The sequence below is a fragment of the Mesoterricola sp. MK458 genome (assembly GCF_055384935.1).
In genome coordinates this window covers 4,561,639-4,585,278 of record NZ_AP045075.1, presented here as the reverse complement: position 1 = coordinate 4,585,278, position 23,640 = coordinate 4,561,639, and the positions used below count along the sequence as shown (strand labels likewise).

Here is a 23,640-nt window from a genome sequence, read left to right as displayed (position 1 = left end):
TGAAGCCAGTCTACTCAGGTTGGGGTCGGCGGCAAGCCGCATTTTTCAACGGTTTCGCTTCATTTTTTTAATGAATATCAATGCTTTTTGGTTGTTTTTGACATTAATTAACGATGCCTGTATCCAGATAGCATTTTCACTTTTTCAAGGACGGGCGAACAACTCGATGAAAAAGTCCTTCATATGCTGCCAACTGCGCCGGGCCGCCGCTTCCTGGTAGGCCGCACCCTTGGACGAGTCGTTGCCGGCCTCCTTCTGGGTGAAGGCATGGACCGCCCCGCCGTAGGCGATGAAGGTGTAGTCCGCCTTCGCCTTGCGCATCTCCTCGTGGAAGGCCGCCACGTCCTTGGCGGGCACGAAGGGGTCGTCGGCGCCGTGGCACACCAGGATCTTGGCCGCGATGGGCGCCACGGCGCGGTCGGCGGGGGCGTCCAGGCCTCCGTGGAAGGAGACCACGCCCTTCACCGGCATTCCGGCCCGGGCGGCCTCCAGGGCGCCGGTGCCGCCGAAGCAGAAGCCGATGACCGCCAGGCGCCCGGGGTCCACCGAGGCCTGCCCCTTCAGGGCGTCCAGGGCCGCCCGGATCCGCCGCTGGTACAGGGCGCGGTCGCCCTTGAACGTGCCGGCCAGGACCCCGGCCTCCCGGGTGTCCCTGGGCGCGGCCCCTTCCCCGAAGATGTCGGCCGCCAGGGCCACGTAGCCCAGTTTCGCCAGTTCGTCGGCGGTGCGGCGCTCGTGATCCGTGGGGCCCATCCACTGGTGGATGATGACGATGCCGGGGACCTTGCCCTTCCGGGCGGCGGGGGTGGCCAGGTAGCCCGCGAGGCGGGTGGAGCCATCCCGATAGGCGAGGGGTTGGCCGGCCAGCATGGGGAGGGCGGCCAGGGCAAGGGAGAGGTGGGCGCATCGCATGGGGCCTCCGGACGATTGAGGAAGCCTACTCCCCTTTGACCGCACCCTCGCGGTATTTTTCCGGCAGGGGGCCCTGATTATTGAATGGATAATAAGAGCAATAAATCGTCATTTGGGAGTCGACAGGCCGGACCCCGGGCGGTAACAATCAGGGCCGGGCCCCCGAGGCCCGGTTTCAACGCCCCCTTTTCAGAACCCTATCCCACGGAGCATTCCGAAGATGAAACGCCCTATCAAGGCCCTGGGCTTCGCCCTGGCTGTTTTTGCCGCGCCCCTGGGCGCCCGGGCGCCCCGCGTCCTGCTTCCCACCCGCCCGGTGGATCCCGCCTGCTGGAGCACCTTCCTCACCTGCGCCCAGTTCATCGAAAAATGGGCGGGGCCCCGGGTGCCGGACTGGGTGGTCCATTCCTCGCTGTTCGACTACACGGCCCGCAAGCCCCTCTACGACGACCTGGGCCGCCCCCTCCTGGACGACGGGGGCCGGCAGCGCACCGCGCCCATCCACCAGAGCGGCCGGATCTTCTTCCCCCCGGCCTGGCGCCTGGGCGCGAACCGCCGCATGCCCATCGTCATCTACAGCCACGGCACCTCCCTCGTGAAGGACGGCGTGGCCTCCGGATTCGGCGGCCACGAATGGATCCTGGGGGCGGCGGCGGCCGCCTACTATGGTTTCGCCGTGGCCATGCCAGACCAGCCGGGCATGGGGGGGGACGGATCCTCCTTCCACCCCTACTGTCATGGGAAATCGCTGGCCTACGCCATCGTGGACGGGATCCGGGCCATCCGGGACCGCTTCTCGGAGGATCCCTTCGTGGCCGACGGCCAGTACGCCTGGGACGGACGGATCTTCCTCATGGGCTATTCCGAAGGCGGGTACGCCTCCCTGGCCGCCGCGCGGGAGATGGAGACCCACCGGGACGCCTACGGCGGCGACCTGGGCTTCCAGCTGGCGGGGTCGGCCTGCATGGCGGGCCCCTTCGACGTCTCCGGCACCACCCGGAGGCAGATCCTCGCCCGGGACCAGCCCTTCCGGCACCCGTTCTTCATCCCCTATGTGCTCCTGGGCTACCATGCGGTCTACGGCGGGGTGATGAACCCCCTGGTGACGCTGAACCCGCGTCTGCTGGCCACCCGGGAGGACGGGAACATCCTCCAATGGTCCAACGGGCTCACGGACGGGCTCCTGGTGGACAGCCGCATCGCGGCGCGCATGGGGCGCGCCCCGGGGACCGTGGTCCTGCGCGACCTGCTCAACCCCGACTGGGTGGCCCGGGACCTGGAGGACCCGGCCTTCGCCACGAGCCCGGTGCGCGGGATCCTGGAGGAGAACGACGTGGCCGCGGGCTGGACCCCCACCCGGCCCATCCTCTTCTGCCAGAGCCCCGACGATCAGGACGTGCCCCTGCAGAACACCCTGGCCGCCCGGAGGCTCCTGGAGGACGCGGTGCGCGAACGGGGCGGGGACCCCGCCGGGCTCATCAGCTTCCTGCCCCTGGGCCGTCCCGGGGACGGGATCACCCACGTGAAGGGCGCGCTGCTGGCCATCCCGGCGGCCTTCGATTGGATCTACAAGACCGCCAAGGCGCCGCCGGCCCCGTGCCCCTGACCCGGGCGGGTGATGCGCCGCGCCTCACGCCGGGCGGGACCTGGCCAGCCCCGCCACGTAGGCCAGGGCACCCAGGGGGACCAGGAAGGCCCAGCGGACCGCGCTGGCGTCGGTCACCACCCCCATGAGCAGCGGCAACACGGCCCCCCCCACGTTGGCCATCACCGCCAGGCCTCCGATCTCGGAGGACCGTTCGGGCCGGGCCTCCAGGGTGAGGGCGAACAGGCACGGCCAGATGTTGGAGAAGGCCATGCCGCAGAGCGCCACGGAGGCCACCGCCACCTCCCGGGTTCCCAGGATCAGGCCGCCCAGGCCCACCAGGCACGCCACCGCGCACACCCGCAGGAAGCGCCGGGTCTCCATCCGCCCCAGGACCACGGCGCCCAAAAGCCGGCCCGCCCCCTGGCTCACCCAGAAGAGTCCCTGCCCCAGGGTGAGGGCTTCCTTCCGGATATCCATGCCGAAGGTGAGCCAGAGGTGGCTGGCCAGGAAGTTGTTCATGCCCATTTCCGAGCCCGAGAAGAGGAAGATGCCCAGGACCTTCCACCGCAGCGCCGGGGCTCCCAGGAGGCCGAGCATGCCCTTCAGGGTGGCGGGGCGTTCGGCGGGAACCGCCGGGAAGGGCGCCCAGGTGACCGCCGCCCACACCGCCAGGGACGCCAGGGCGAAGGCCGGGAACACGCCCTTCCAGGTGAGCCCCAGGGCCACCCCCACGGGCAGCAGGTAGGGGCCGGCGATGGAGCCCAGGCTCTTGAAGAACTGGGCGAACGTGAGGTTCCGGGAATAGCGCTCGGGTTCGGTCACGTCCCTCAGGAGGGGGTTGCCCGCCACCAGCAGGAACGTCATCCCCACGCCGATGAGGAAGATGGCGGCCAGGAGGTGTTCGTAGCGGGTGAGCAGCACCCAGGGGAGGGCGTGGGCGGCGGCGGTGACCAGGAGCCCGGCCTGGAGGACGAACCGCTTGCCCTTCCGGGTGGCCAGCATGCCCACCGGCAGCGCGCAGAGGGCGAAGGCCGAAGCCCCCGCGAGGGGGATCAGGGCGCCCTGGGACGCGGAGATGCCGAAGACCTCCCGGGCGATGCCCAGGAAGCTGCCCCTCAGGTCCCCGAAGCCCATCACCAGGAAGGCCAATAGCAGCGCCGCCATCCGCAGGTTCAAGGCCACCCCCTAGGAGGCTGTCCACGTATTCCTCGGCCCCGCGATGATGGCACCGGCCATGGCAAGACAAGGCACGCGAGGAGAGCGATTCGGGTAATCGTTCGACGAGCGTAACGCGGGATTGCCGTGGCCGCTGCCATCACCCGAAGGGCGGCACCTGGAAGCCCGCTTCTCGTGTGCAAGTCCCTTGAAAATATGACCTATATTTCCTGCGGGCCTTGCGCTCGATAATCGGGCTTCCAGGTGCCGTCGCGGGGCCGAGTAATACATGGACAGCCTCCTTGGCCTTGAGTGGCCCCAGGAGGCTGTCGGTTCGCACCGGGAGGTGGCAGGATGGACCCATGCCCCACAACCCCTACGATCCCGAAGCCTTCCGATCGCTCGGCCACCGCGCCGTGGACGCCCTGGCCGACCACCTCGCCCAGGTCCAGGGCCGCACGCCGCCGGTGCTGCCCTGGCGCGAACCTGCGGCGTCCCTCCTGGCCTGGCCCCCGGACTTCACCCCCGGGGGCGGGGCCGATCCCCTGGAGGTCATCGGGCGGGTGCTCAAGGATTCCCACCACCTGCAGCACCCGCGCTACGTGGGGCACCAATGCTCGGCGCCCCTGCCCCTCGCCGCGGTCCTGGGCATGGTGGGGGACCTCCTGAACAACGGCACCGCCGTCTACGAGATGGGGCCCGTGTCCACGGCCATGGAACGCAGCCTCGTGACGTGGTTCGCGGGCCTGGCGGGCTACGACCCGGCCCGGGCGGGGGGCATCCTCACCCACGGCGGCAGCGCCGGCAACCTCACGGCGCTGCTGGCGGCGCGCCAGGCCACCCTGCCCCACGACGTGTGGGAAGAGGGGTACCGCGCGCCCATGGACCTGTGCCTGATGGCCTCGGACCAGACCCACTATTCCGTGCGCCGCTCCGCCCAAGTGCTGGGGCTGGGCGGGCGCAACGTCATCGCGGTGCCCACCGACGAGCGCTACCGCATGCGCCCGGAGGCCCTGGAAGCGGCCCTGGACGACGCCCAGGCCCGGGGCCGCCGGGTCCTGGCGGTGGTGGGCAGCGCGGGGTCCACCGCCACCGGGGCCATCGACCCGCTGGAGGACCTCGCGGGCCTCTGCGAGGCGCGGGGAATCTGGTTCCACGTGGACGGCGCCCACAGCGGCGCCTTCCTGGTCTCCGACCGGCTCCGCCCGCGCCTCGCGGGCATCGGGCGGGCCCACAGCGTGGTCATCGACGCCCACAAGATGCTGATGATGCCTTCCCTGGCCACGGCCGTGCTCTTCCGGGACGAGGGCCACTCCTTCGAGACGTTCAGCCAGCAGGCCTCGTACCTCTTCGACCGGAGCGCCCGCCAGGAGTGGTACAACCTCGCCCACCGCACCCTCGAGTGCACCAAGCGCTTCCTGAGCCTGGACCTCTACGTGGCCCTCCAGGTGCTCGGGACCGACTACTTCGCCCGGTATCTGGAATCGCGCGTGGACCTGGCCTCCTGGTTCGCCGACGCCATCCAGGACAGGCCCGGCTGGGAGCTGGCGGTGCGCCCCGAGGGCAACATCGTCTGCTTCCGCGCCCCGGGCGGCGAAGCGCGCCAGTCCGCGGTGCGGGACGCCGTCGTCCGCGAAGGCTCCTTCCACCTGGTCAAGACCCAGCTGCGGGGCCGCACCTGGCTGCGCACGACGCTCATCAACCCCCTCACCACCCGGGAGGACCTCACGGCCCTCATGGGCCGGCTGGACGGGACCGGGGCGTAAACGTCAGGCTGTGCGCGCCCCGCCCAGCTCCTTCAGCATCTGCACCAGCACGTTGCCCGTGACCACCTGCCGGTAGTGGGCGGAGGCGCGGATGTCATCGATGGGGGAGATGTCCTCCAGCACCGCCTGGCGGGCCTCCTCCAGGGGCAGCGCGTCCAGGGCGCGGCCCACCACGGCGGCCTCGGCGCGCAGCGCCCGCAGGGGCACGGGGGCCACGGATCCCAGGCCCACCCGCAGCTCCGTCACGACCCGGTCCTGGATGCGGGCGTAGGCCGCGAGGCAGACCTTCGAGATGGCCTGGGCCTGGCGGGTGCCCACCTTCCGGTAGAAGTGGAAGCCCAGGCCCTGGGGCTTGGGCAGGCGGATGCGCGCCACCAGCTCGTCGGGGGCCAGGTCCATCCTCTTGTAGCCCTGGTGGAAGGCGTCGTAGGCCACCCAGCGGGAACCCCGCACGGACACCAGCTGCACCTCGGCGCCGTAGGCCAGGAGGCTCGGGGGCGTGTCGGCGGCGGGGCTGGCGTTGACGATGTTGCCCCCCAGGGTGCCGCGGTTCTGGATCGCCAGGGCGCCCGTGGCCCGGGCGCTCTTGACGAGGTTGGGGAAGAACTGGTGCACGGCGCGCTGCTCCAGCAGCTCGGTGTAGGTGATCAGGGACCCCAGCGAAATCCGTGCCGGGTCGTCCTCGATCCCGCGCAGCTCGTAGATCCGGGAGAGGTCCAGGAGCCTGCGCCCCGGAAGCCGGCCCGCGTTGAACAGCACCATGAGGTCGGTGCCTCCGGCGATGGGGGTCCAGGCGCCGGGTTCGGCGGCCAGCATGCCCAGGGCCTCGTCCAGCGTGCCGGGAGCCTGGATGGTGTAGTCGGGCAGGAAGGATCTCATCGGGCCTCCCCCTGCCGGGCCACGGAGCGCACCGCGTCCACGATCTTGGAATACCCGGTGCAGCGGCAGAGGTTGCCCGCGAGGCCCGCCTGCACCTGCTCCTTGTCCGGATTGGGGCAGCGCCGGAGCAGGTCGTCGGCGGCGATGAGCATCCCCGGGGTGCAGAAGCCGCACTGGGCGGCGTTGTGGACCAGGAAGGCGTCCTGGATGGGCGAGAGGGTCTCCCCTTCGGCCAGGCCCTCGACGGTGACCACCACGCCGTCCTGGGCCTGCAGGGCGGGGATGAGGCAGCTGTTCACCACCCGGCCGTTGAGCAGCACGGAGCAGGCGCCGCACTCCCCTTCCCCGCAGCCCTCCTTCGTTCCGGTCAGGCGCAGGCCGTCCCGCAGGACGTCCAGGAGCCGGGCCATGGGATGGGTGTCCACCGTGCGGCGCACGCCGTTGACCTGGAGGGTGAGCTGAATGGTCTCAGGCATGGCGGGCCTCCTCCAGGCGGTTCAGGATCCGTTCGGGCGTCATGGGCACCTCGTCCAGGCGCAGGTCGCCCAGGGCGTCCCGCAGGGCGTTGAGGAGGGCCGGGGCCGGGCCGTCCATGGGAAGCTCCCCGATCCCCTTGGCGCCGCCGGGGCCGAAGGGGCTTCCCCCCTCCAGGAACTCCACCCGGATGTGCGGCAGGTCCGCGGCGGTGGGGATGATGTAGTTGGTGAGCTGGTTGTTGGCCATGCGGCCTTCCCGGAAGGTGACCTCCTCCCAGAGGCCCCAGCCGATGCCCTGGGCCACGCCGCCCTGGATCTGCCCCGCGGCCAGCGTGGGGTTCACCACGCGGCCCACCTCCTGCACCGTGGCGAAATCCTCGACCTTCACCTCGAAGGTGACCAGGTCCACCGCCACCGCGGCCGCGTAGCAGGCCCAGGAGAAGTTGGGATAGGCGTCGCCCTGGTAGGTCTTGTCGTCCCAGGCGAAGCCCGGGTTGGCGCGGTACTGGCCGTAGGTCTTCAGCGAGCCCAGCTTCAGGTGCGCGGCCCGCATGGCCTCCCGGAAGGCCTCCGGGGTGTAGGGCTCGGCCAGGAACCCGCCCTGCACCAGGGCGAGGCGCAGGCCCCGCGCGGCGTCCTCCAGGATGCGCCCGACCACCATGGTGCTGCGGGAGGCGACGGTGGGGCCGCTGTTGGGCACGTACTTCGTGTCCACCTCGGCCATGTCCACCATGTCCACCGGCAGGTCCAGGGTCTCGGCGACGATCTGGCAGAAGACGGTGTTCTTGCCCTGGCCCATCTCGGTGGAGGCCGCGAGCACCGCCACGGTGCCGTCCGGACGCCCCTCCACGCCGGCGACGGAGGCCATGGTGGCCTCGCCGCTTCCGGTGAAGCCGCAGCCGTGCATGAACACCGAGAGCCCCACGCCCCGCTTGACGGGGTCGTCCCAGGCGTTCCGCACGGCGTAGGCCTTCTGCAGCGCCCGGTAGTCGATGGCCGCCATGGCGCGGTCCATGAGGCCCTCCAGGCCCGGGTCCTCGCGCATGACCTGGCCGGTGGCCATGGTGTCGCCCAGGCGGAGGACGTTCAGCCGCCGGAGCTCCACGGGATCCATCCCCATGCGCCGCGCGCAGACGTCCATGTGGCGCTCGATGGCGAACAGGCTCTGGGGGGCACCGAAGCCCCGGAAGGCGCCGCAGGGCGGCGTGTTGGTGGCCACGGCCCGGGCCAGGATCCGCACGTCGGGGCAGCGGTAGACCCCCGCGGCGTGCAGGGCGCCCCGGCTCAGCACCACCGGCGAGAGGGTGGTGAAGGCGCCGCCGTCCAGGGCGAAATCGATGTCCAGGGCCAGGAGCCGGCCCTGGTCGTCGAAGGCGGAGCGGATGCGGGTGCGGGACGGGTGGCGCTTGGTGGTGGCGGCCATGTCCTCCTCGCGGTCGTAGGCGATCTTCACGGAGCGGCCGCTCTTGAGGGCCAGCAGCGCGGCGTGGCCGGCGATGACCGAGGGGTAGTCCTCCTTGCCGCCGAAGGCGCCGCCCATCTCCAGGGCCACCACCCGCACCCGTTCGCCGGGGATCCCGAAGAGCTGCCTCATGGCGTCGTGCACGTAGTAGGGGCACTGCAGGGAGCCCGAAACCGTCACCTCCAGGCCATCGGGGCCGTGCTCCACGGTGCCGATCATGACGTTGGGCTCCAGGTAGAGCTGCTCCTGCGCGCCGGTGCGGTAGACCCCCTCCACCACGTGCGCCGCCCGCGCGAAGACCGGCTCCGGGTCGCCCTTGGCGATGCGGATCTCCTTGAGGACGTTCCGGTCGCCGTGGATGACCCGGACGCAGGCCAGGGCCTCCTCGATGTCCAGCAGGGGCGGGAGCTCCTCCACGTCCAGCTTCACCAGGCGGCGGGCCTTCTCCGCCACCGCCCGGTCCGGGTGCGCCAGGAGGAGGACGGGCTGCTCGGCGTGGGCGATGGTGCCGCCCACCGGCACCAGGAAGGGCTGGTCGTCCACGTGGCCCGCCACGAAGTTCTTCCCGGGGATGTCCGCGGCGGTCACCACCGTGATCTCGTCCCAGGGGACACCCTCCAGGAGGGTGATGCCCTTGAGCACGCCCCGGGCGCACCGGGAGCGGACCGTCATGCCCAGCAGGCATCCCGGCAGGTCCACGTCATCCGCGTACGCGGCCGAGCCCATGACCTTGCCCCGCCCTTCCTTCCGAATGGTAGAAGCCCCGATCACGTGCACCTCCCTGGATCCTGCGCCTGAAACTCATCTGCAGGCTCCAGTATGGCCCAGCGGGCGCCGGGAGGCCAATCCCCCCCGGCGCCCGCCGGATCCTACGGAGCGTTTCGGCTACTTCTTGGGCAGCGTGGAGGCCACGCCCTGGACGTAGTAGTCCATGGCGCCCAGTTCCGCATCGGTCATGTTCTTGCCCTTGGGAACCTTGACCTTGCCGTCCTGGGCGACGACGGGGCCGGCGAAGGGATGATGCTTGCCGGTCTCGATGGCCTTCTGCTCCTTCTCGACCATGGCCTTGACGTTGGCCGGAATGGCTTTGTTGAGGGGGGCCAGCTTGATCATGCCCTCCTTGAAGCCGCCCCAGACGTTGGTGCCCTTCCAGGTGCCGGCCAGGACTTCCTTGACGGTCTTGGTGTAGAACGCGCCCCAGTGGTGGGTGGTGCCGGTGAGCTGGGCGGTGGGACCGTACTTGCTCATGTCGGAGTGGTAGGAGAAGGCGTAGACGTTCTTGTTCTCCTTGTGCTTCTCTTCCGCGGCCTGGACGATGGCGGTGGAGTCGGTGTGGTGGGTGACCATGTCGGCGCCCTGGGAGATCAGGGTGAGGGCGGCTTCGCGCTCCTTGCCGGGATCGAACCAGGAGTTCACCCAGATGACGCGCACCTCGGCCTTGGGGTTGACGCTGCGCATGCCCTGGGTGAAGGCGTTGATGCCCTGCATCACTTCGGGAATGGGGAAGGCGCCCACGTAGCCCGCGATGTTCGACTTGGTCATCTTGCCGGCGATGACGCCGCACAGGTAGCGGCCTTCATAGAACCGGGCGTTGTAGATGCCCATGTTGGGGCCGGTCTTGTAGCCGGTGGAGTGGAAGAAGAACTTGTCGGGGAAGGCCCGGGCGACCTTCTCGGTGGGGTTCATGTAGCCGAAGGAGGTCGTGAAGACGATCTTCGCTCCGCCCGTGACGAGGCCGCGGATCACGCGCTCGGCGTCGGCGCCCTCGGGGACGTTCTCGACGAACTTGGTGGTGACCTGGCCGCCCATGGCCTTCTCCATCTCCTTGCGGCCGATGTCGTGCTGGTAGGTCCAGCCCGCGTCCCCGACGGGGCTGACGTAGACGAAGCCCACCTGGGTGGGGGCGGCGGCGGAGAGGACGGAGGCTGCGATCAGGCCGCCCAGGGTGGTCAGGACGTTTTTCCGGGAATTCATTTGATTCCTCCAGAAGGATTGGGGTGGGGTGAAGGGAGTTCAGGCCTCGGGGCTGAAGGGCTGGCCGAGCGAAGCGGGGGAATTGAGACGGATCGTAGCCTTGTTGTGGGAGATGATGACCAGCACGATGATGGTGGCGGCGTAGGGCAGGGCCGAAAGGAACTGGGACGGGATGTTCAGGTGCATGCCCGAACCCTGGACGAACATCTGGGTGATCATGCAGCCGCCGAACAGGTAGGCGCCCACCATGACCCGGCCGGGCCGCCAGGTGGCGAACACCACCAGCGCCAGCGCGATCCAGCCCCGGCCGGCCACCATGCCCTCCACCCAGAGCGGCGTGTGGAAAACGGACAGGAACGCCCCGGCGATGCCCGCCATGGCCCCGCCGAACAGGACCGCCAGGTAGCGGATGCGCACCACGTTGTAACCGACCGAATGGGCGGCAACGGGGGCCTCGCCCACGGCCCTGAGCACCAGGCCCAGGCGGCTTCGGTACAGGAACCAGGCCACCGCGGCCAGGAGCACCCAGGAGAAGTACACCAGGCCCTGGTGCTCGAAGAAGGCGTGGCCCACCAGCGGCAGCTTGTGCAGGACGGGCACGTTCCAGGTGGCGACGCTGGGCAGGGCCTGGGACTCGTAGGGCTTGCCGATGAAGGCCGAAAGCCCCACGCCGAAGATGGAGAGCGCCAGCCCGGAGGCGACCTGGTTGGCCATGAACGTGAGGGCCGCGACGGCGAAGATGAGGCCCATGGCCATGCCCGCCGCCATCCCGGCCAGGATGCCCAGGACGGGGCTGCCGGTGTGCACCGTCACGGCGAAGGCGGCCACGGCGCCCATGGACATGATGCCTTCGGTGCCCAGGTTCAGGACGCCGGACTTCTCGGTGACCAGTTCGCCCACGGCGGCGATGATCAGCGGCGTCCCCGCCACGATGGTGGCGAACAGGATGGCGGAAAGGAGACTCGGCTGCATGACTATCTCCTATTTCTTCCAGCGGATGCGGTGGGTGATGAAGACGTCCGAACAGAGCAGGAAGAACAGCAGCAGGCCCTGGAAGACCTTCGAGATGGAGTAGGGGAGGGCCAGGTACTGCTGGGCCTGCTCCCCGCCCAGGTAGAGGAGGGCCATGAGGAGCCCGGAGAAGAGGATGCCCACGGGGTCAAGGCGGCCCACGAAGGCCACGATCATGGCCGCGAAGCCGTAGCCCGGCGAGATGTGCTCGGTGATCTGCCCCACGGGGCCCGAGATCTCCGCCACGCCCGCGATGCCGGCCATGGCGCCGCCCACCAGCATGCCGATCCACACCGTCCGCCGCGCCGAGAAGCCCGCGTAGCGCCCGGCGTTCTCCGCCTGGCCCGCGACCTTCATTTGGTAGCCCATGAAGCTCCGGTTCATGAAGATCCAGCCCGCGATCAGCGCCCCCAGGGCGATGAAGAGCCCGGCGTTGACGCGGGTGCCCTCCACCAGGATGGGCATGGTGGCCTTGGCCTGGAAGAGCCGCGTCTGGGGGAAGTTGAACCCGTCGGGGTCCATCCAGGGGCCGTGCACCAGCCAGGACACGATCAGCTCGGCGATGTAGACGAGCATCAGGCTCGTGAGGATCTCGTTGGCGTTGAACCGCGTGCGCAGCCAGGCCGGGATGGCGGCCCAGAACATGCCGCCCAGGGCCCCGGCGACGATCATGGCCGGAAGCAGCAGCATGCTGTTGGTGTCGTGGAAGTGGAGGGCCAGCCCGCCCCCGGCCAGGGCGCCGATGAGCAGCTGGCCTTCGGCGCCGATGTTCCAGATGTTGCCCCGGAACCCCACCGCCAGGCCCACCGCGCAGAGGATGAGCGGCGTCGCCTTCAGGAACAGCTCGGCGATTCCGTACTTGTCCTGGATGGGGTTGAGGAAGAAGACCTTGAACCCCTCCACCGGGCTCTTGCCCAGGAGGTGGAAGAGGAGCATGCCCGAGGCCACCATCAGTCCCACCGCCAGGAGCGGGGACAGGTAGCGCATGAGCCGGGAGGGTTCGGGACGCTGTTCGAACTTAAGCCACATGGGGAGCCTCATCCTTGGCCGGTTCCGCCCCGGGCCACATTCCGCTCATCCAGACGCCCACTTCCTCCACCCCGGTCTCCGAGGTGGCCTTGGAAGGTGAAAGGCGGCCCTTGGCGATCACCACGAGTCGATCGCAGATCTCGAACAGCTCGTCCAGTTCCTCGGAGATCACCAGCACCGCGGTGCCCTTCTCCCGGAGGCCGAGCAGCTGCTGGCGGATGAAGGAGGCCGCCCCCACGTCGACGCCCCAGGTGGGCTGCGCCAGCACCAGGACCTTGGGCTCCTGGAGGATCTCGCGGCCCACGATGAATTTCTGGAGGTTGCCGCCCGAAAGGGACTTGGCTTCGCTGGCCGCGCCGCCGCACTTCACGTCGAAAAGCCGGATGCAGTCGTCCGCGAAGGTCTTGGCCGCCTTCCGGCGGATCATGCCGAAGCGCACCATCTTCCGGCGGAAGGCGGTGAGCAGCACGTTGTCCGTGAGGGAAAGCCGCGGCACGGCCCCACGCCCCAGGCGCTCCTCGGGCACGAAGCACATGCCCAGGGCCCGGCGCCGGGACGCGTTCATGCGGCCCGCGGGCACGCCGCAGACGTGGATCCAGCGCTTGTCTGGCACCGGCTCCTCGCCGGAGATGGCCCGCAGCAGCTCCTGCTGGCCGTTGCCCGAGACGCCCGCGATGCCCACGATCTCGCCGCTGCGCACTTCCAGGGACACGTCCTCGAGGTCCACGCCGAAGGGGTCCTCCGACTTGACGGATAGGCCGTCGATGCGCAGGCGCACCTCCCGGCCCTCCTCGGGTTCCCCGTGGTGGAAGGTGGGCAGGTCCTCGCCGATCATCAGGCGGGCCATGGTCTTCGGCGTCTCCTGGGAGGGCGTGCAGTGGCCCGTGACCCGGCCGTTGCGCAGCACCGTGGCGGTGTGGCACAGCTCCTGGATCTCGTCCAGCTTGTGGCTGATGTAGAGGATGCTCACGCCTTCCGAAGCCAGCTGGCGCAGCGTCTCGAAGAGCTTGCGCACCGCCTGGGGGGTCAGCACGGAGGTGGGCTCATCCAGGATGAGCAGGCGGGGGTTCTGCAGCAGGCAGCGGATGATCTCCACCCGCTGGCGCTCGCCGACGCTCAGGGCGTGCACGAGCCTGCGCGGGTCCACCGGCAGCCCGTACTTCTCCGAGATCTCCTCGATCCGCTTGGAGAGCCCGGCCAGGTCGAGCCGCCCGGGCACGGCCAGGGCCACGTTCTGGGCGACGGTGAGCGTCTCGAACAGGGAGAAGTGCTGGAATACCATCCCGATGCCCAGTTCCCGGGCGTGGGCGGGGTTCTGCACCGTCACCGGGCTGCCCTCCCAGAGGAGCTCACCCTTGTCCGGGTGCGTCACGCCGTAGATGATCTTCATCAAAGTCGATTTTCCGGCCCCGTTCTCGCCCAGCACCGCCCGGATCTCGCCGGGCATGATCGTCAGGTCGACGTTGTCGTTGGCGATGACAGAGGGGTAGATCTTGCTCACCCCTTTGATGACTAGCCGCGGTGTCTCGGATGGCGCGTTCGGCATTGGTGATCCCACACAGGCTGACGTTCGGTGCGGCCACTTGCAGGCGAGTCCCGCCCTTCGGGCAAGTCGCCGTATGAATTGATAATTTCACCAACCCACTGGCTTTGCCCTAAATTATGACCGAGAGGTCGCTTCAAGGCGGGGTGGAAGAGAAAGAGTCACTGGATGCGGTATGCAAGTGAGGATAAACAAAAAAGAGACCATCGTGTCAAAATATTTTCAGTCTGAAATCACCCAGCCGTACCCCACCCGCAAGGCGGATGCCCAACGTTAACATTCCCTTCAATAACGGGGATGAACCCTGCCGGAAAATGATGGCCGTCACACCCCAGGAGCCCCCATGAGCGAGCCCGACCTTCTCGTCTGCCGTTGCCGGTTCATGCTCCCCCTGGCCGCACCGGACCGGACCCGGCGCATCCAGGACGGCTACGTCCTCGCCCGGGACGGGGAGATCCTCGAGGCCGGGCCCTACGACGCCGCCGTGGGCCGGCGCCTGGCGGAAACCTGGGGCACCCGGCTGCGCGTCCTGCACACCCGGAGGGAGGTGCCTTCCGGCGACCCCATCCCCATGCAGGACATGGTCCTGCTCCCCGCCTTCGTGAAGGCCCACGGCCACGACCACGAGCAGCCCCTCATCGGCATCGCCCGGGACGAGCCCCTCACCGCCTGGCTCGACCACGCCGTGAACCCCTTCACGGGCTTCCTCAACGCCCGCCGGGACGAGCTGCGCGAGCGCCTGGGCTGCACGCCCCAGGCCGCCACCTACCGCATGGCGCGCCTCTGCGACATCCACTACGGCATCACCGCCACCATGGTCCACCACTGCAACTGGAACAAGTACCACCTGGAGGACATCGCCGAGGCCAACGAGGCCGCGGGCACCACCATGATCGTGGCGGTGGGGGGGCAGGACCGGTTCTACGCGAAAGAGCTTCTGGATGGGCCGGGGGACGCCGTCGCGCGCCTCGACAAGGCCCTGGAGATCCAGGCCCGGTGCCGGCGCACGCGCTTCGTCCCCGGCCCCGACCAGTGCTTCTCCAACAGCCGCGCCGTGCTGGTGCCCCAGAAGGCCTGGGCCCGGGAGCACGGGACCCTCTTCCACATCCACAGCTCCGAGGAGCCGCGCACCACGAAGTGGTTCACCGAATCCATCGAGCCCGGGCTGACGCCCGTGGAGTACTTCCAGGAGATCGGCATCCTGGACGAAGGCACCGTCCTGGCCCACCAGGTGAACTGCGGCCCCCGGGACGTGGAGCTCATCGCCCGCAGCGGCGCCGCGGTGGTGCACAACCCGCTGGCCAACACCATCCTGGGCTCGGGCATGCCGCCCCTCATCGACATGCTGCGCGCCGGCGTGCCCGTGGCCATCTCCACCGACGGCTCGGGCTCGGCCGACAACCAGAACATCCTGGCCGCGGCGCGCCTGGCCTCCCAGTACCAGAAGGCCCTGCACCAGGACGCCACCCTCCTGCCCTCCCAGCAGCTGCTGGAGATGATCACCGTGGCGCCCAGCCGGATCCTGCGCCTCAACCAGGGCGAGCTGGCCCCGGGGCGCCAGGCGGACTGGGTCCTGATGGACCTGGCCCGGCCCAACCTGGTGCCCACGCGCCTGGACAACGTCACGGAAAACCTCCTCTGGGCCGCGGACGGCTCGGAGGTGGACGCGGTGGTGGCCCACGGCGCGGTGCTGAAGCTGGACGGCCAGCTCCTCCCGTGGCGGGACGGCACCCGCCCCGAGGCCATCTTCGCCAAGGTGCAGGCCCTCTCGGAGTGGTTCGCGGACCACCGCGCGCAGGCCCCCGAGGTGACGGGAACCGGCGCCCACGCCTGATCCGGCCCATCCAGCCGGCCGAAAACTGTAAGTATTTTTCCAACAAGTAATTTTTTGGAAAATTTTTTCTTGATTCCTCCCTGGGGCTTCATATGCTTGGTCTACTCAATCAACCCCCCAAGGAGGAGCCGTGGAACCAAACCGTAGGTCCTTATCCCTGCTTGCACTGGGGCTGATCGCCGCCCCGGCCGCTCTCTTCGCCCAGAGCACGACCACTTCGGCCCTCGCCGGCCTGATCCGGGACCAGAGCGGAAAACCGATCGTGGGCGCCGTGGTCCGGGTGACATCGGACTCCCTGATCGGCGGCAGCCGCACCGCCACGACGGCCGAGAACGGCCGGTACCGGATCCAGGCCCTCCCTCCCGGCCGCTATGCCATCACGGTCCAGGCCAAGGGCTTTCCCACCCGGAAGACCTCCGAAATCGCTGAACTCGGCAAGACCACCACGGTCGACTTCCGCCTGGCTCCCGAGTCCACGGCCACGGTGGAAGTGGTCGGCGTCGCGGGGACCGAGGAAATGGCCTCCACCACCACCCGGAACTACCGGGCCGAAGAGATCGCCAACCTTCCCATCCGGCGCGACATTTCCGCCATCGCGGCCCTGACCCCCGGCATCAACCTCACGGTCGGCTCCAGCGCCCGGGTCTCAGCTTCGGGCTTCGGCGGCGACCGCGACAATGCGAATGCCTACCTGATCAACGGCATCAATGTGGGCGACTCCTCCGCCGGACAGGCCTGGGTCCAGGTCAATCCCGACTGGTTCGACGAAGTCCAGATCGGCGGCATCGGCGCCGGCGCCGAGTTCGGCGGATTCTCCGGAGCCTATTTCAACGGCGTCATCAAGAAGGGCGGCAATGAACTCACGGGCTCCCTCTCCGGCTACTACCAGAAGGACTCCTGGAGCGCGACCAAGGAAATCGTGGACACGTCCCTGACGAACATCGGAACCGCCCGCAAGGTGGGCGACACGGCCATCGACATGGCCTTGAACTTCGGCGGCCCCCTCATCAAGGACAAGCTCTGGTATTTCCTCTCCCTGGAATCCATTTCCACGGAACGCACCCCGGCGGGAAGCCCCACCTCCGAAAAGCGGTCCACGCCCAGGGCCATGATCAACCTCACCTGGCAGGCCATCCCCACCGCCACCCTCTCGGTATTCGCGGACTTCGACACCGTCGAGACAGACCACCGCGGCGCCAGCCGCGTCCTACCCGCGGAGGCGACCCGGGAGCAGCACGGCCCCAACTACACCTACGGCATCGAGTGGCTGCAGACCCTCGGCAGCAACCTGACCTGGACGGCCCGCCTCAGCGGGTACACCGGCATCGACGACCACAAGGCCTACAACGGCGAGAACTACTCGATGTACATCGACGGCACCGTGCCGGTGAACGCGGCGTACGCCAGCTACCAGAAGTACGCCGGCTACGAGCAGATCCTGAACGCCTACGAGGCCTTCGAAAACACCCGTTCCCGCATCGGCCTCCTGAGTTCCCTCGACTATTACCTGCCTTCGAGCCACGGCTCCCATGCGATCAAGGTCGGCATCGACATGGACCATGCCCGCGACAAGGAGCACACCTGGTACCCGGGCGGCATCTCCCTGAACGCACTCGCCGACGGGAACCTCGTCTACACGGACTTCGTCCAGGTGGGAGGCGGCTACAATTTCGACACGAAGCTGGACCGGACCTGCCTGTTCATCCAGGACGCCTGGACCATCAACGACAAAATTTCCGTGCGCCCCGGCCTGCGCTTCGAACAGTTCAAGGGCGGCAACATCTGGAAGACAAACACCGTCGCGCCCCGCTTCGGCATCACCTTCACCCCGGACGCCGCCAAGACCTGGTCCATCAAGGCCCACGTGGGACGCTACTTCGATGGCCTGAGCGGCGCCTACTATGATCGCGCGATTCCGGGTGCCTACCCCGTCGAGAACCGCTACTGGTGGCCGAACTATGACGACGCGCAGGTACTGGAGATCCACAATCTCTCCAATCCCCTCGGCGACGTTCCCCTCCCGGCGTTCACCGAGGACAACTTCCGGAACCGGGTGAGCGAGGCGAGCACGCTGGATCCCAACATCAAGCACCCGCACTTCGATGAAATGCAGTTCGCCATCGAGAAGCGGTTCGCGAAGAATTGGCAGGTGGCCGTGAACTATGTGTGGCGCAAAGGCAAGGACCTGCTCGCACGGTTCGACAGGCTGCCTGTTTCCAGCTCCACCACCTCCGTCACGAACCCCCTCAATGGGGAAGTCCTGACCTTCAACCGTCCAGGCTTCAACGATTATGACCCGGCGAACCCGAACCTGGCTCCGCACGACTTCTACATCACCAACGACCCGGACGCCAAGCGCGACTACAAGGCCGGGACCTTTAGCCTGGACGGCCGGTTCACCGAGAACTGGGACCTCAATATCAGTTACACCAAGGCGAGCAACAAGGGAAACCTGGTCAAGTCCAACGCCTACACTTCCGGTCGCGAGTGGGCCGGATCGATGTACAACAACTACGGTTCCCTCCCGGGCACCAACGACGATGAAATCAAGGTCCGCACGTCGTACCAGACGCCCTGGGGAACCCGGGTGAGCGCCAGTTTCGCGTATCTCAGCGGCCTGCATTACACCCGCTACATCCGAACCTCGCGCCTGAGCAACCGCGAGTACTACTACGTGAACATCGAACCCCAGGGCTCCAGCACCTATGACGCGCGCAGGATCCTCGACCTTCGCGTCGCACACAAGTTCAAGGTGACCAACAAGGTCGGCTTCGAAGCCTTCTTCGATGTGTTCAACGCCCTGAACTGTGCCGCCGTCACCTCCCGCGGTGAACGGTACGACAGCGTCTACTACAACATGGTGCTCGACATCGAACAGCCCAGAACCTTCCGCATCGGCGGTAAGCTTACCTTCTGATCCGGACCGGCGGTCCCACCCTCGCTTGGCGACGGGGCGGCTGAGGCCTCCCCGTCGCCGGGGAACGGAGTAATACCATGAAAATCCTCGCCTGCGCCCTGGCCAGCATCCTGCTCACAGCGGGCACACCGACCCTCCCGGCCCCCCCCAAGGGCACCCTGGTCATCGTCGGAGGCCACGGCACCACGCCCGACATCATGGACGCCTTCCTGAAGGGCGCCGGGGGCCGGGGCGGGGTCATCGGCATCATCCCCACGGCCACCTCGGACCCCGAGGGGGAACTCAAGGATTGGAACGAGACGCTCCCCCCCCACGGCATCACCCTGGTGCCCCTGGACGTGCGCAAGCGCGAGGATTCCTCCACCCCGGCCATGCTCGAGGCCGCCGGGCGCTGCACGGGGTTCTGGTTCTCCGGCGGGGACCAGGCCCTGGTGGGCGACAAGATCGTGGGGACGCCGCTGCACAAGCTCATCAAGGACAAGTACCAGGCCGGCGCCGTCGTGGGCGGCACCAGCGCGGGCGCCGCCATCATGTCCAAGATCATGCTGGTGGGCGAAGACGTGTTCGGCAAGCTGGAGCTGCGGGAGATGGGGCCCAACGCCTACGTCACCCGGGAGGGCATGGGGTTCCTGCCGCAAGACGTGGTCATCGACCAGCACTTCATCAAGCGGGGCCGCGAGAACCGTCTGCTCAGCATCGGCATGACCTTCCCCGGCGTCCTTTCCATCGGCGTGGACGAGACCACCGCTCTGGTGGTGCGCAACGGCGTGGGCACCGTGCAAGGCGCCAGCGGCGTCCTGGTCTTCGACTCCCGGGGCATGCACCTGAAGAACGGCGGCTTCACGGGCCTGACGCTCCACTACCTCCGCAAGGGCGGCACCATCGACCTGGCCACCCGGAAGGTGAAACCCTGACATGCGCATCCTCCCGTTCCTCCTCGCCTCGACCCTGATGGCCGCTTCCGGGGAGCCGCGGGTTCCCGCCGATCCCCTCCGCCTGAAGGCCACCATCTCCTATGCGGACATGGAGGCCTTCCTGGAGAAAGTGGCCAGGCCCGGCTTCATCACCGTCACCGAAGAGGGCCGCAGCGTCGAGGGCCGCGCCATTCGCCTGGTGCGCCTGAACCGCGGCGGCGCCAAGGCGCGGTTCAAGGCGTTCTTCTACGCCCAGCAGCACGGCAACGAGATTTCCGGCAAGGACGCCCAGCTCTGCCTCATCCGGGCCATCGCCGACAAGCCCGCGCTCCTGCCCGAGGACGTGGACCTCTACCTGATGCCCATGGTGAACCCCGACGGGGCCGAGGCCAGGCGGCGCACCAACGGCGCCCTGGCCGACCTGAACCGGGACCACATCCGCCTGCTCCAGCCCGAGACCCGCGCCCTCCACGCCGTGGCCCGGCGCATCCTCCCCCACCTGGCCGTGGACAGCCACGAATTCACCCGGGACGGCAAGGACTGGGACGCCAAGGGCTGGGACTGCTGGCCGCTGATCACCATGGACGCCCTCAACGCGCCCTGGATCCCCGCGGCGCTGCGGAAGGAGGCCCTGGCCCGGGTGGAATCCGCCCGGCCCGTCATGGCCCGTGCCGGCTACGCCTACACGCGCTACACCGTGGGCGGCCTGCCGCCCCTGGACGAGATCCGCCCCTCCACCACCGAGGTGGACGACGGCCGCAACAGCCTGGGCAGCATGGGCATCCTCTCCTTCATCATCGAGGCGGGCACCCGGCGCCAGCCCGGCGCGCCCCAGGACCTGCCGGCCCGGGCCGACGCCTTCACCCGGCTCTACCGGCACCTGCTGGGCACCGCCGCCTCCCGGCGGAAGGTGGCGTCCCTGTGCGAAGCCGCCCGCAGGGAGCCCATCCCCCCCTACCTGCCCACGAACTTCTTCTGGGCCAACCTGGACGGCAAGGCCCCCCTGGTCAAGGTGACGGAGCGGGCCACGGGCAAGGTCCTGGAGATCCCGTCCCCGGGCCTCATGACCGACCTGGTGGTCAAGGGCAGCGTGGCCACCCCCCGGGCCTACGTCATCGACGCGGCCGCGGCCGGGGTCTTCAAGGCCCTCCTGGACCGGCACGGGATCCGGTACGTCCAGGCCGGCGCCGCCCCCCTCCAGGCCGAGCGCTGCCGCCTCCTCCGGGTGGAGGAGGGCTACGACGACCTGTACGGCCGGTACGAGAACCGCCAGATCGTCGCCCGCGACCCCGCCGCCGGCCACACCTTCCCCGAGGGGTCCCTCCTGGTGCCCCTGGACCAGCCCCTGGCGCGCAGCGCCATCGGGATCCTCGAACCCTGCCTCCTCTACGGGCTCTACAGCTACCAGGATTTCCGCACCCTGGCCCTGCCCGATGGTACCCTTCCGGTCTGGCGCGTCCTTTAGCCGGACCCTGGAGTCGCCGCATGCTCCTCATCAAGAACGCCGAAATCCATTCCCCTTCCCCCGAAGGCCGGTGCGACCTGCTCGCCGGCGGCGGGAAGATCCTCCGCATGCATCCCGACATCCGGATCCCCAGGCGCTATTGCGACGTCATCGACGCCCGGAACCTCATCGCCGTTCCGGGCTTCATCGACGGCCACGTGCACATCATGGGCGGAGGCGGGGAGGGCGGCCCCGCCACCCGCACCCCCGAGCTGGTGCTCTCGGACGCCGTCCTGGGCGGGGTGACCACCATCATCGGGTGCCTGGGCACCGACGGGGTGACCCGGACCATGACCGGCCTCCTGGCCAAGGCCCAGGGGCTGGAGGCCGAGGGGATCACCACCTATGCCCTCACCGGCCACTACGCGGTGCCGGTGCACACCCTCACGGGCAGCATCGAGGGCGACCTCCTTTGCATCGAGAAGATCCTCGGCGTGGGCGAGGTGGCCATGAGCGACCACCGCTCCTCCCAGCCCACCTTCGAGGCCTTCGCGCAGCTCGCGGGGGAGACCCGCCGGGGCGGGATCCTCTCCGGCAAGGCCGGGGTGGTGAACATCCACCTGGGCGACGGCCGGCGCGGCCTGGAATACCTGCGCAGGCTGCTCCTGGAGACCGAGATCCCGGCCCGCCAGTTCCTGCCCACCCACATCAACCGCAACCCCACGCTGTTCGAGGAGGGCACCGCCTACGCCCTGTCGGGCGGCTTCGTGGACTTCACCACCTCCACCGTTCCGGCCTTCGTGGAGGCCGGCGAGATCAAGCCCTCCGAGGGCCTCCGGCGCATGCTGGACGCGGGGGTGGACCCCGGGCACATCACCTTCACCTCCGACGGCCAGGGCAGCCTGCCCGACTTCGATGTCAACGGCCGCATCCAGGGCGTGGGCGTGGGCCGGGTCACGAGCCTGTTCCCGGAGGTGCGCGACGCCGTGCAGAAGGAGGGCATCCCCCTGGCCACCGCCCTGCGGGTCATCACCTCCAACCCCGCGCGCATCTTCAAGCTCCAGGGCAAGGGCCAGCTGGCCCCGGGCATGGACGCCGACATCGTGCTGCTCGACCCCCGGGACCTCACGGTCCACACCATGATCGCCCGGGGCCGGGTCCTCATGAAGGCCCACAAGGTGCTGGTCAAGGGAACCTTCGAGTGACGGAACTGCTGGGCCGGCCCGCCGGCGACTGGATCGCCGAGTACGGCCTGCCCCTCCACCTCACCTGGCTGCCCCGGGTCCGCGAGAACGTGCGTGCCTTCACGCAGATCTTCCGGGACCTCTACCCCCGGGGCGGGGTCCGGTACGCCGTGAAGGCCTCCGCCCACCCCGTCCTGCTCGCCGCCATCCGAGCCGAGGGCGCCGGGGCGGACGTGGCCTCCCCCTTCGAGACCCGCATGGCCCTGCAGGCCGGCATGGACCCGCGCACCCTGGACCTCAACGGCAACTGCAAGGAGGACGACCTCATCCGCGAGGCCATCGGCTCCCGCATGCTCATCGTGGCCGACTCCGCCGAGGAGCTGGCCCTGGTGGAGTCCGCGGCCCGGACCATGGGCCGGCGCGCCCGGGTCCTCCTGAGACTCTCGGGCTTCGATCTGGGGCGGGTCACGGGGGACGACATCTTCACGGCCGGGCCCTGGTCCAAGTTCGGCATCCCCGTGGGCGAGATCCCGCCCCTCCTGGAAAACCTGGCGAGCTATCCCTCGGTGCGCTTCCTGGGCTTCCACACCCACATCGGCTCCCAGATCACCCGGCCCGAACCCTACCTGGCCGTGCTGGGCCGCATGGTGGAGCTGGGCCGGGCCCTGCGGCAGCGCACCGGCGCGTGCCCCATCCTGAACCTGGGCGGGGGCTTCCCCGTGAACTACCTGGACGAGGCGGCCTGGGACGAACTGCGCCGGCGCACCGCCGCCCGGGACGGATTCAGCTGGAACCTGGGCATGGCCGGCCTGGGCGCCGACGGCGCCTGGCACGGCGAGGCCTACCACAGCCCCTGGCCCAAGGAGCGGATGCTCGAGGCCGTCCTGAAGGGCGAGGTGAGGGTGGACGGCGAGACGTTGGGCACCCTGGAGGCCCTGGCCTCCCTGGACAGCCCGGAACTCCTGGTGGAACCCGGCCGGGCCATCACCGAGGACGCCGGGGTCACCCTGTGCCGCGTCGCCCACGTGCGCAGGGCCGCCGGTTCCCGGAACCTGGTCACCGTGGAGATGGGCGTCCTGAACCACGCCGACTCCATGCTGGAGGGCCTCCCCAACCGCTGGGACGTGCTCGGGGGCCCCGACGACCCGGAGCCCTTCGAGACCTTCGTGGCCGGCAACCTCTGCTTCTCGGGCGACCTCCTGGCCAGGTTCCAGACCCGCATGAGGCGGCGCCCCGGGCGCGGCGACACGCTCCTGATCCGCGACACCGGCGCCTACACCTCCCACTTCATGGCGAGCAACGCCAACGCCTACCCGCGTCCGCCGCGGCTCCTGGCCCACGGGAACGGGGACGTGACGGTCATGACGCGCCGGGACCGGTACGAGGACCTCTTCGCCTGAAGCTGGGCCCATGGTTGCCGTTTCATATCGCGGTCAGCCAACGGTGCATTTGTGACATCGCGATGTCACAGATGCGACCTTGATTCCTAAATCGTCTAATTACAAATATAACCAAGCAAAAACCACCCGGGTGATTTCCCTCTTGAGAATTC

17 protein-coding genes are annotated in these 23,640 nt (G+C 68.8%); 8 read left to right on the top strand and 9 right to left on the bottom strand.

The window, feature by feature from the left end:
* Positions 1-144: 144 nt before the first annotated feature.
* Complete coding sequence (locus ACZ5LB_RS19985) at positions 145-912, bottom strand: dienelactone hydrolase family protein (protein ID WP_464603967.1); 768 nt, start codon at positions 910-912, stop codon at positions 145-147.
* A 220-nt stretch (positions 913-1,132) separates the two neighbouring features.
* Here ACZ5LB_RS19985 and ACZ5LB_RS19980 point away from each other — a divergent pair, with 220 nt between their 5' ends.
* Positions 1,133-2,518 carry a lipase family protein gene (locus ACZ5LB_RS19980; RefSeq protein ID WP_464603966.1) on the top strand — a complete coding sequence of 462 codons (1,386 nt, stop codon included), beginning with the start codon at positions 1,133-1,135 and terminating at the stop codon, positions 2,516-2,518.
* A 24-nt stretch (positions 2,519-2,542) separates the two neighbouring features.
* On the opposite strand, the gene ACZ5LB_RS19975 is transcribed toward ACZ5LB_RS19980, so the two are convergent.
* Positions 2,543-3,676 carry an MFS transporter gene (locus ACZ5LB_RS19975; RefSeq protein ID WP_464603965.1) on the bottom strand — a complete coding sequence of 378 codons (1,134 nt, stop codon included), beginning with the start codon at positions 3,674-3,676 and terminating at the stop codon, positions 2,543-2,545.
* 341 nt (positions 3,677-4,017) lie between these two features.
* Between ACZ5LB_RS19975 and ACZ5LB_RS19970 the strand changes: the two genes are divergently transcribed.
* Positions 4,018-5,421, top strand: coding sequence for a pyridoxal phosphate-dependent decarboxylase family protein (locus ACZ5LB_RS19970; RefSeq protein WP_464603964.1), 1,404 nt, complete (start codon positions 4,018-4,020; stop codon positions 5,419-5,421).
* A 3-nt stretch (positions 5,422-5,424) separates the two neighbouring features.
* On the opposite strand, the gene ACZ5LB_RS19965 is transcribed toward ACZ5LB_RS19970, so the two are convergent.
* The 7 genes from ACZ5LB_RS19965 to ACZ5LB_RS19935 all read right to left on the bottom strand — a co-directional run bounded on the left by ACZ5LB_RS19965 (position 5,425) and on the right by ACZ5LB_RS19935 (position 13,798).
* Entirely contained in the window at positions 5,425-6,300 is an 876-nt protein-coding gene (locus ACZ5LB_RS19965) for an FAD binding domain-containing protein (protein WP_464603963.1), read from the bottom strand.
* Positions 6,297-6,776 carry a (2Fe-2S)-binding protein gene (locus tag ACZ5LB_RS19960; RefSeq protein ID WP_464603962.1) on the bottom strand — a complete coding sequence of 160 codons (480 nt, stop codon included), beginning with the start codon at positions 6,774-6,776 and terminating at the stop codon, positions 6,297-6,299. The genes ACZ5LB_RS19965 and ACZ5LB_RS19960 overlap by 4 nt, the downstream gene beginning before the upstream one ends.
* Positions 6,769-9,009, bottom strand: coding sequence for a xanthine dehydrogenase family protein molybdopterin-binding subunit (locus ACZ5LB_RS19955; protein ID WP_464603961.1), 2,241 nt, complete (start codon positions 9,007-9,009; stop codon positions 6,769-6,771). The genes ACZ5LB_RS19960 and ACZ5LB_RS19955 overlap by 8 nt, the downstream gene beginning before the upstream one ends.
* 114 nt (positions 9,010-9,123) lie before the next feature.
* Positions 9,124-10,212 (bottom strand): BMP family ABC transporter substrate-binding protein, encoded by a 1,089-nt coding sequence (locus tag ACZ5LB_RS19950; RefSeq protein ID WP_464603960.1) that lies wholly within the window; start codon positions 10,210-10,212, stop codon positions 9,124-9,126.
* A gap of 39 nt (positions 10,213-10,251) precedes the next feature.
* Complete coding sequence (locus ACZ5LB_RS19945; protein WP_464603959.1) at positions 10,252-11,184, bottom strand: ABC transporter permease; 933 nt, start codon at positions 11,182-11,184, stop codon at positions 10,252-10,254.
* Between the two features lie 9 nt (positions 11,185-11,193).
* Positions 11,194-12,252, bottom strand: a complete 1,059-nt coding sequence (locus ACZ5LB_RS19940) for an ABC transporter permease (protein ID WP_464603958.1) — start codon at positions 12,250-12,252, stop codon at positions 11,194-11,196.
* Positions 12,242-13,798 carry an ABC transporter ATP-binding protein gene (locus tag ACZ5LB_RS19935; RefSeq protein ID WP_464603957.1) on the bottom strand — a complete coding sequence of 519 codons (1,557 nt, stop codon included), beginning with the start codon at positions 13,796-13,798 and terminating at the stop codon, positions 12,242-12,244. The genes ACZ5LB_RS19940 and ACZ5LB_RS19935 overlap by 11 nt, the downstream gene beginning before the upstream one ends.
* A 340-nt stretch (positions 13,799-14,138) precedes the next feature.
* Here ACZ5LB_RS19935 and ACZ5LB_RS19930 point away from each other — a divergent pair, with 340 nt between their 5' ends.
* From ACZ5LB_RS19930 to ACZ5LB_RS19905, 6 genes are all read left to right on the top strand, one after another.
* Positions 14,139-15,629: an amidohydrolase family protein gene (locus ACZ5LB_RS19930; RefSeq protein ID WP_464603956.1), complete on the top strand. Its 1,491-nt coding sequence runs from the start codon at positions 14,139-14,141 to the stop codon at positions 15,627-15,629.
* Positions 15,630-15,759: 130 nt separating this feature from the next.
* Positions 15,760-18,546: a TonB-dependent receptor gene (locus ACZ5LB_RS19925; protein WP_464603955.1), complete on the top strand. Its 2,787-nt coding sequence runs from the start codon at positions 15,760-15,762 to the stop codon at positions 18,544-18,546.
* Between the two features lie 77 nt (positions 18,547-18,623).
* A complete protein-coding gene (locus tag ACZ5LB_RS19920) occupies positions 18,624-19,460 on the top strand; it encodes a cyanophycinase (protein WP_464603954.1) in 837 nt (278 codons plus the stop codon).
* A gap of 1 nt (position 19,461) precedes the next feature.
* A complete protein-coding gene (locus ACZ5LB_RS19915; protein ID WP_464603953.1) occupies positions 19,462-20,925 on the top strand; it encodes a M14 family zinc carboxypeptidase in 1,464 nt (487 codons plus the stop codon).
* 20 nt (positions 20,926-20,945) lie between these two features.
* Positions 20,946-22,109 carry a beta-aspartyl-peptidase gene (iadA, locus tag ACZ5LB_RS19910; RefSeq protein WP_464603952.1) on the top strand — a complete coding sequence of 388 codons (1,164 nt, stop codon included), beginning with the start codon at positions 20,946-20,948 and terminating at the stop codon, positions 22,107-22,109.
* The gene (locus ACZ5LB_RS19905) at positions 22,106-23,488 is read left to right on the top strand and encodes a diaminopimelate decarboxylase family protein (protein ID WP_464603951.1); all 1,383 of its coding nucleotides are present in this window, start codon (positions 22,106-22,108) and stop codon (positions 23,486-23,488) included. The genes iadA and ACZ5LB_RS19905 overlap by 4 nt, the downstream gene beginning before the upstream one ends.
* The last annotated feature ends 152 nt before the right edge of the window (positions 23,489-23,640 follow it).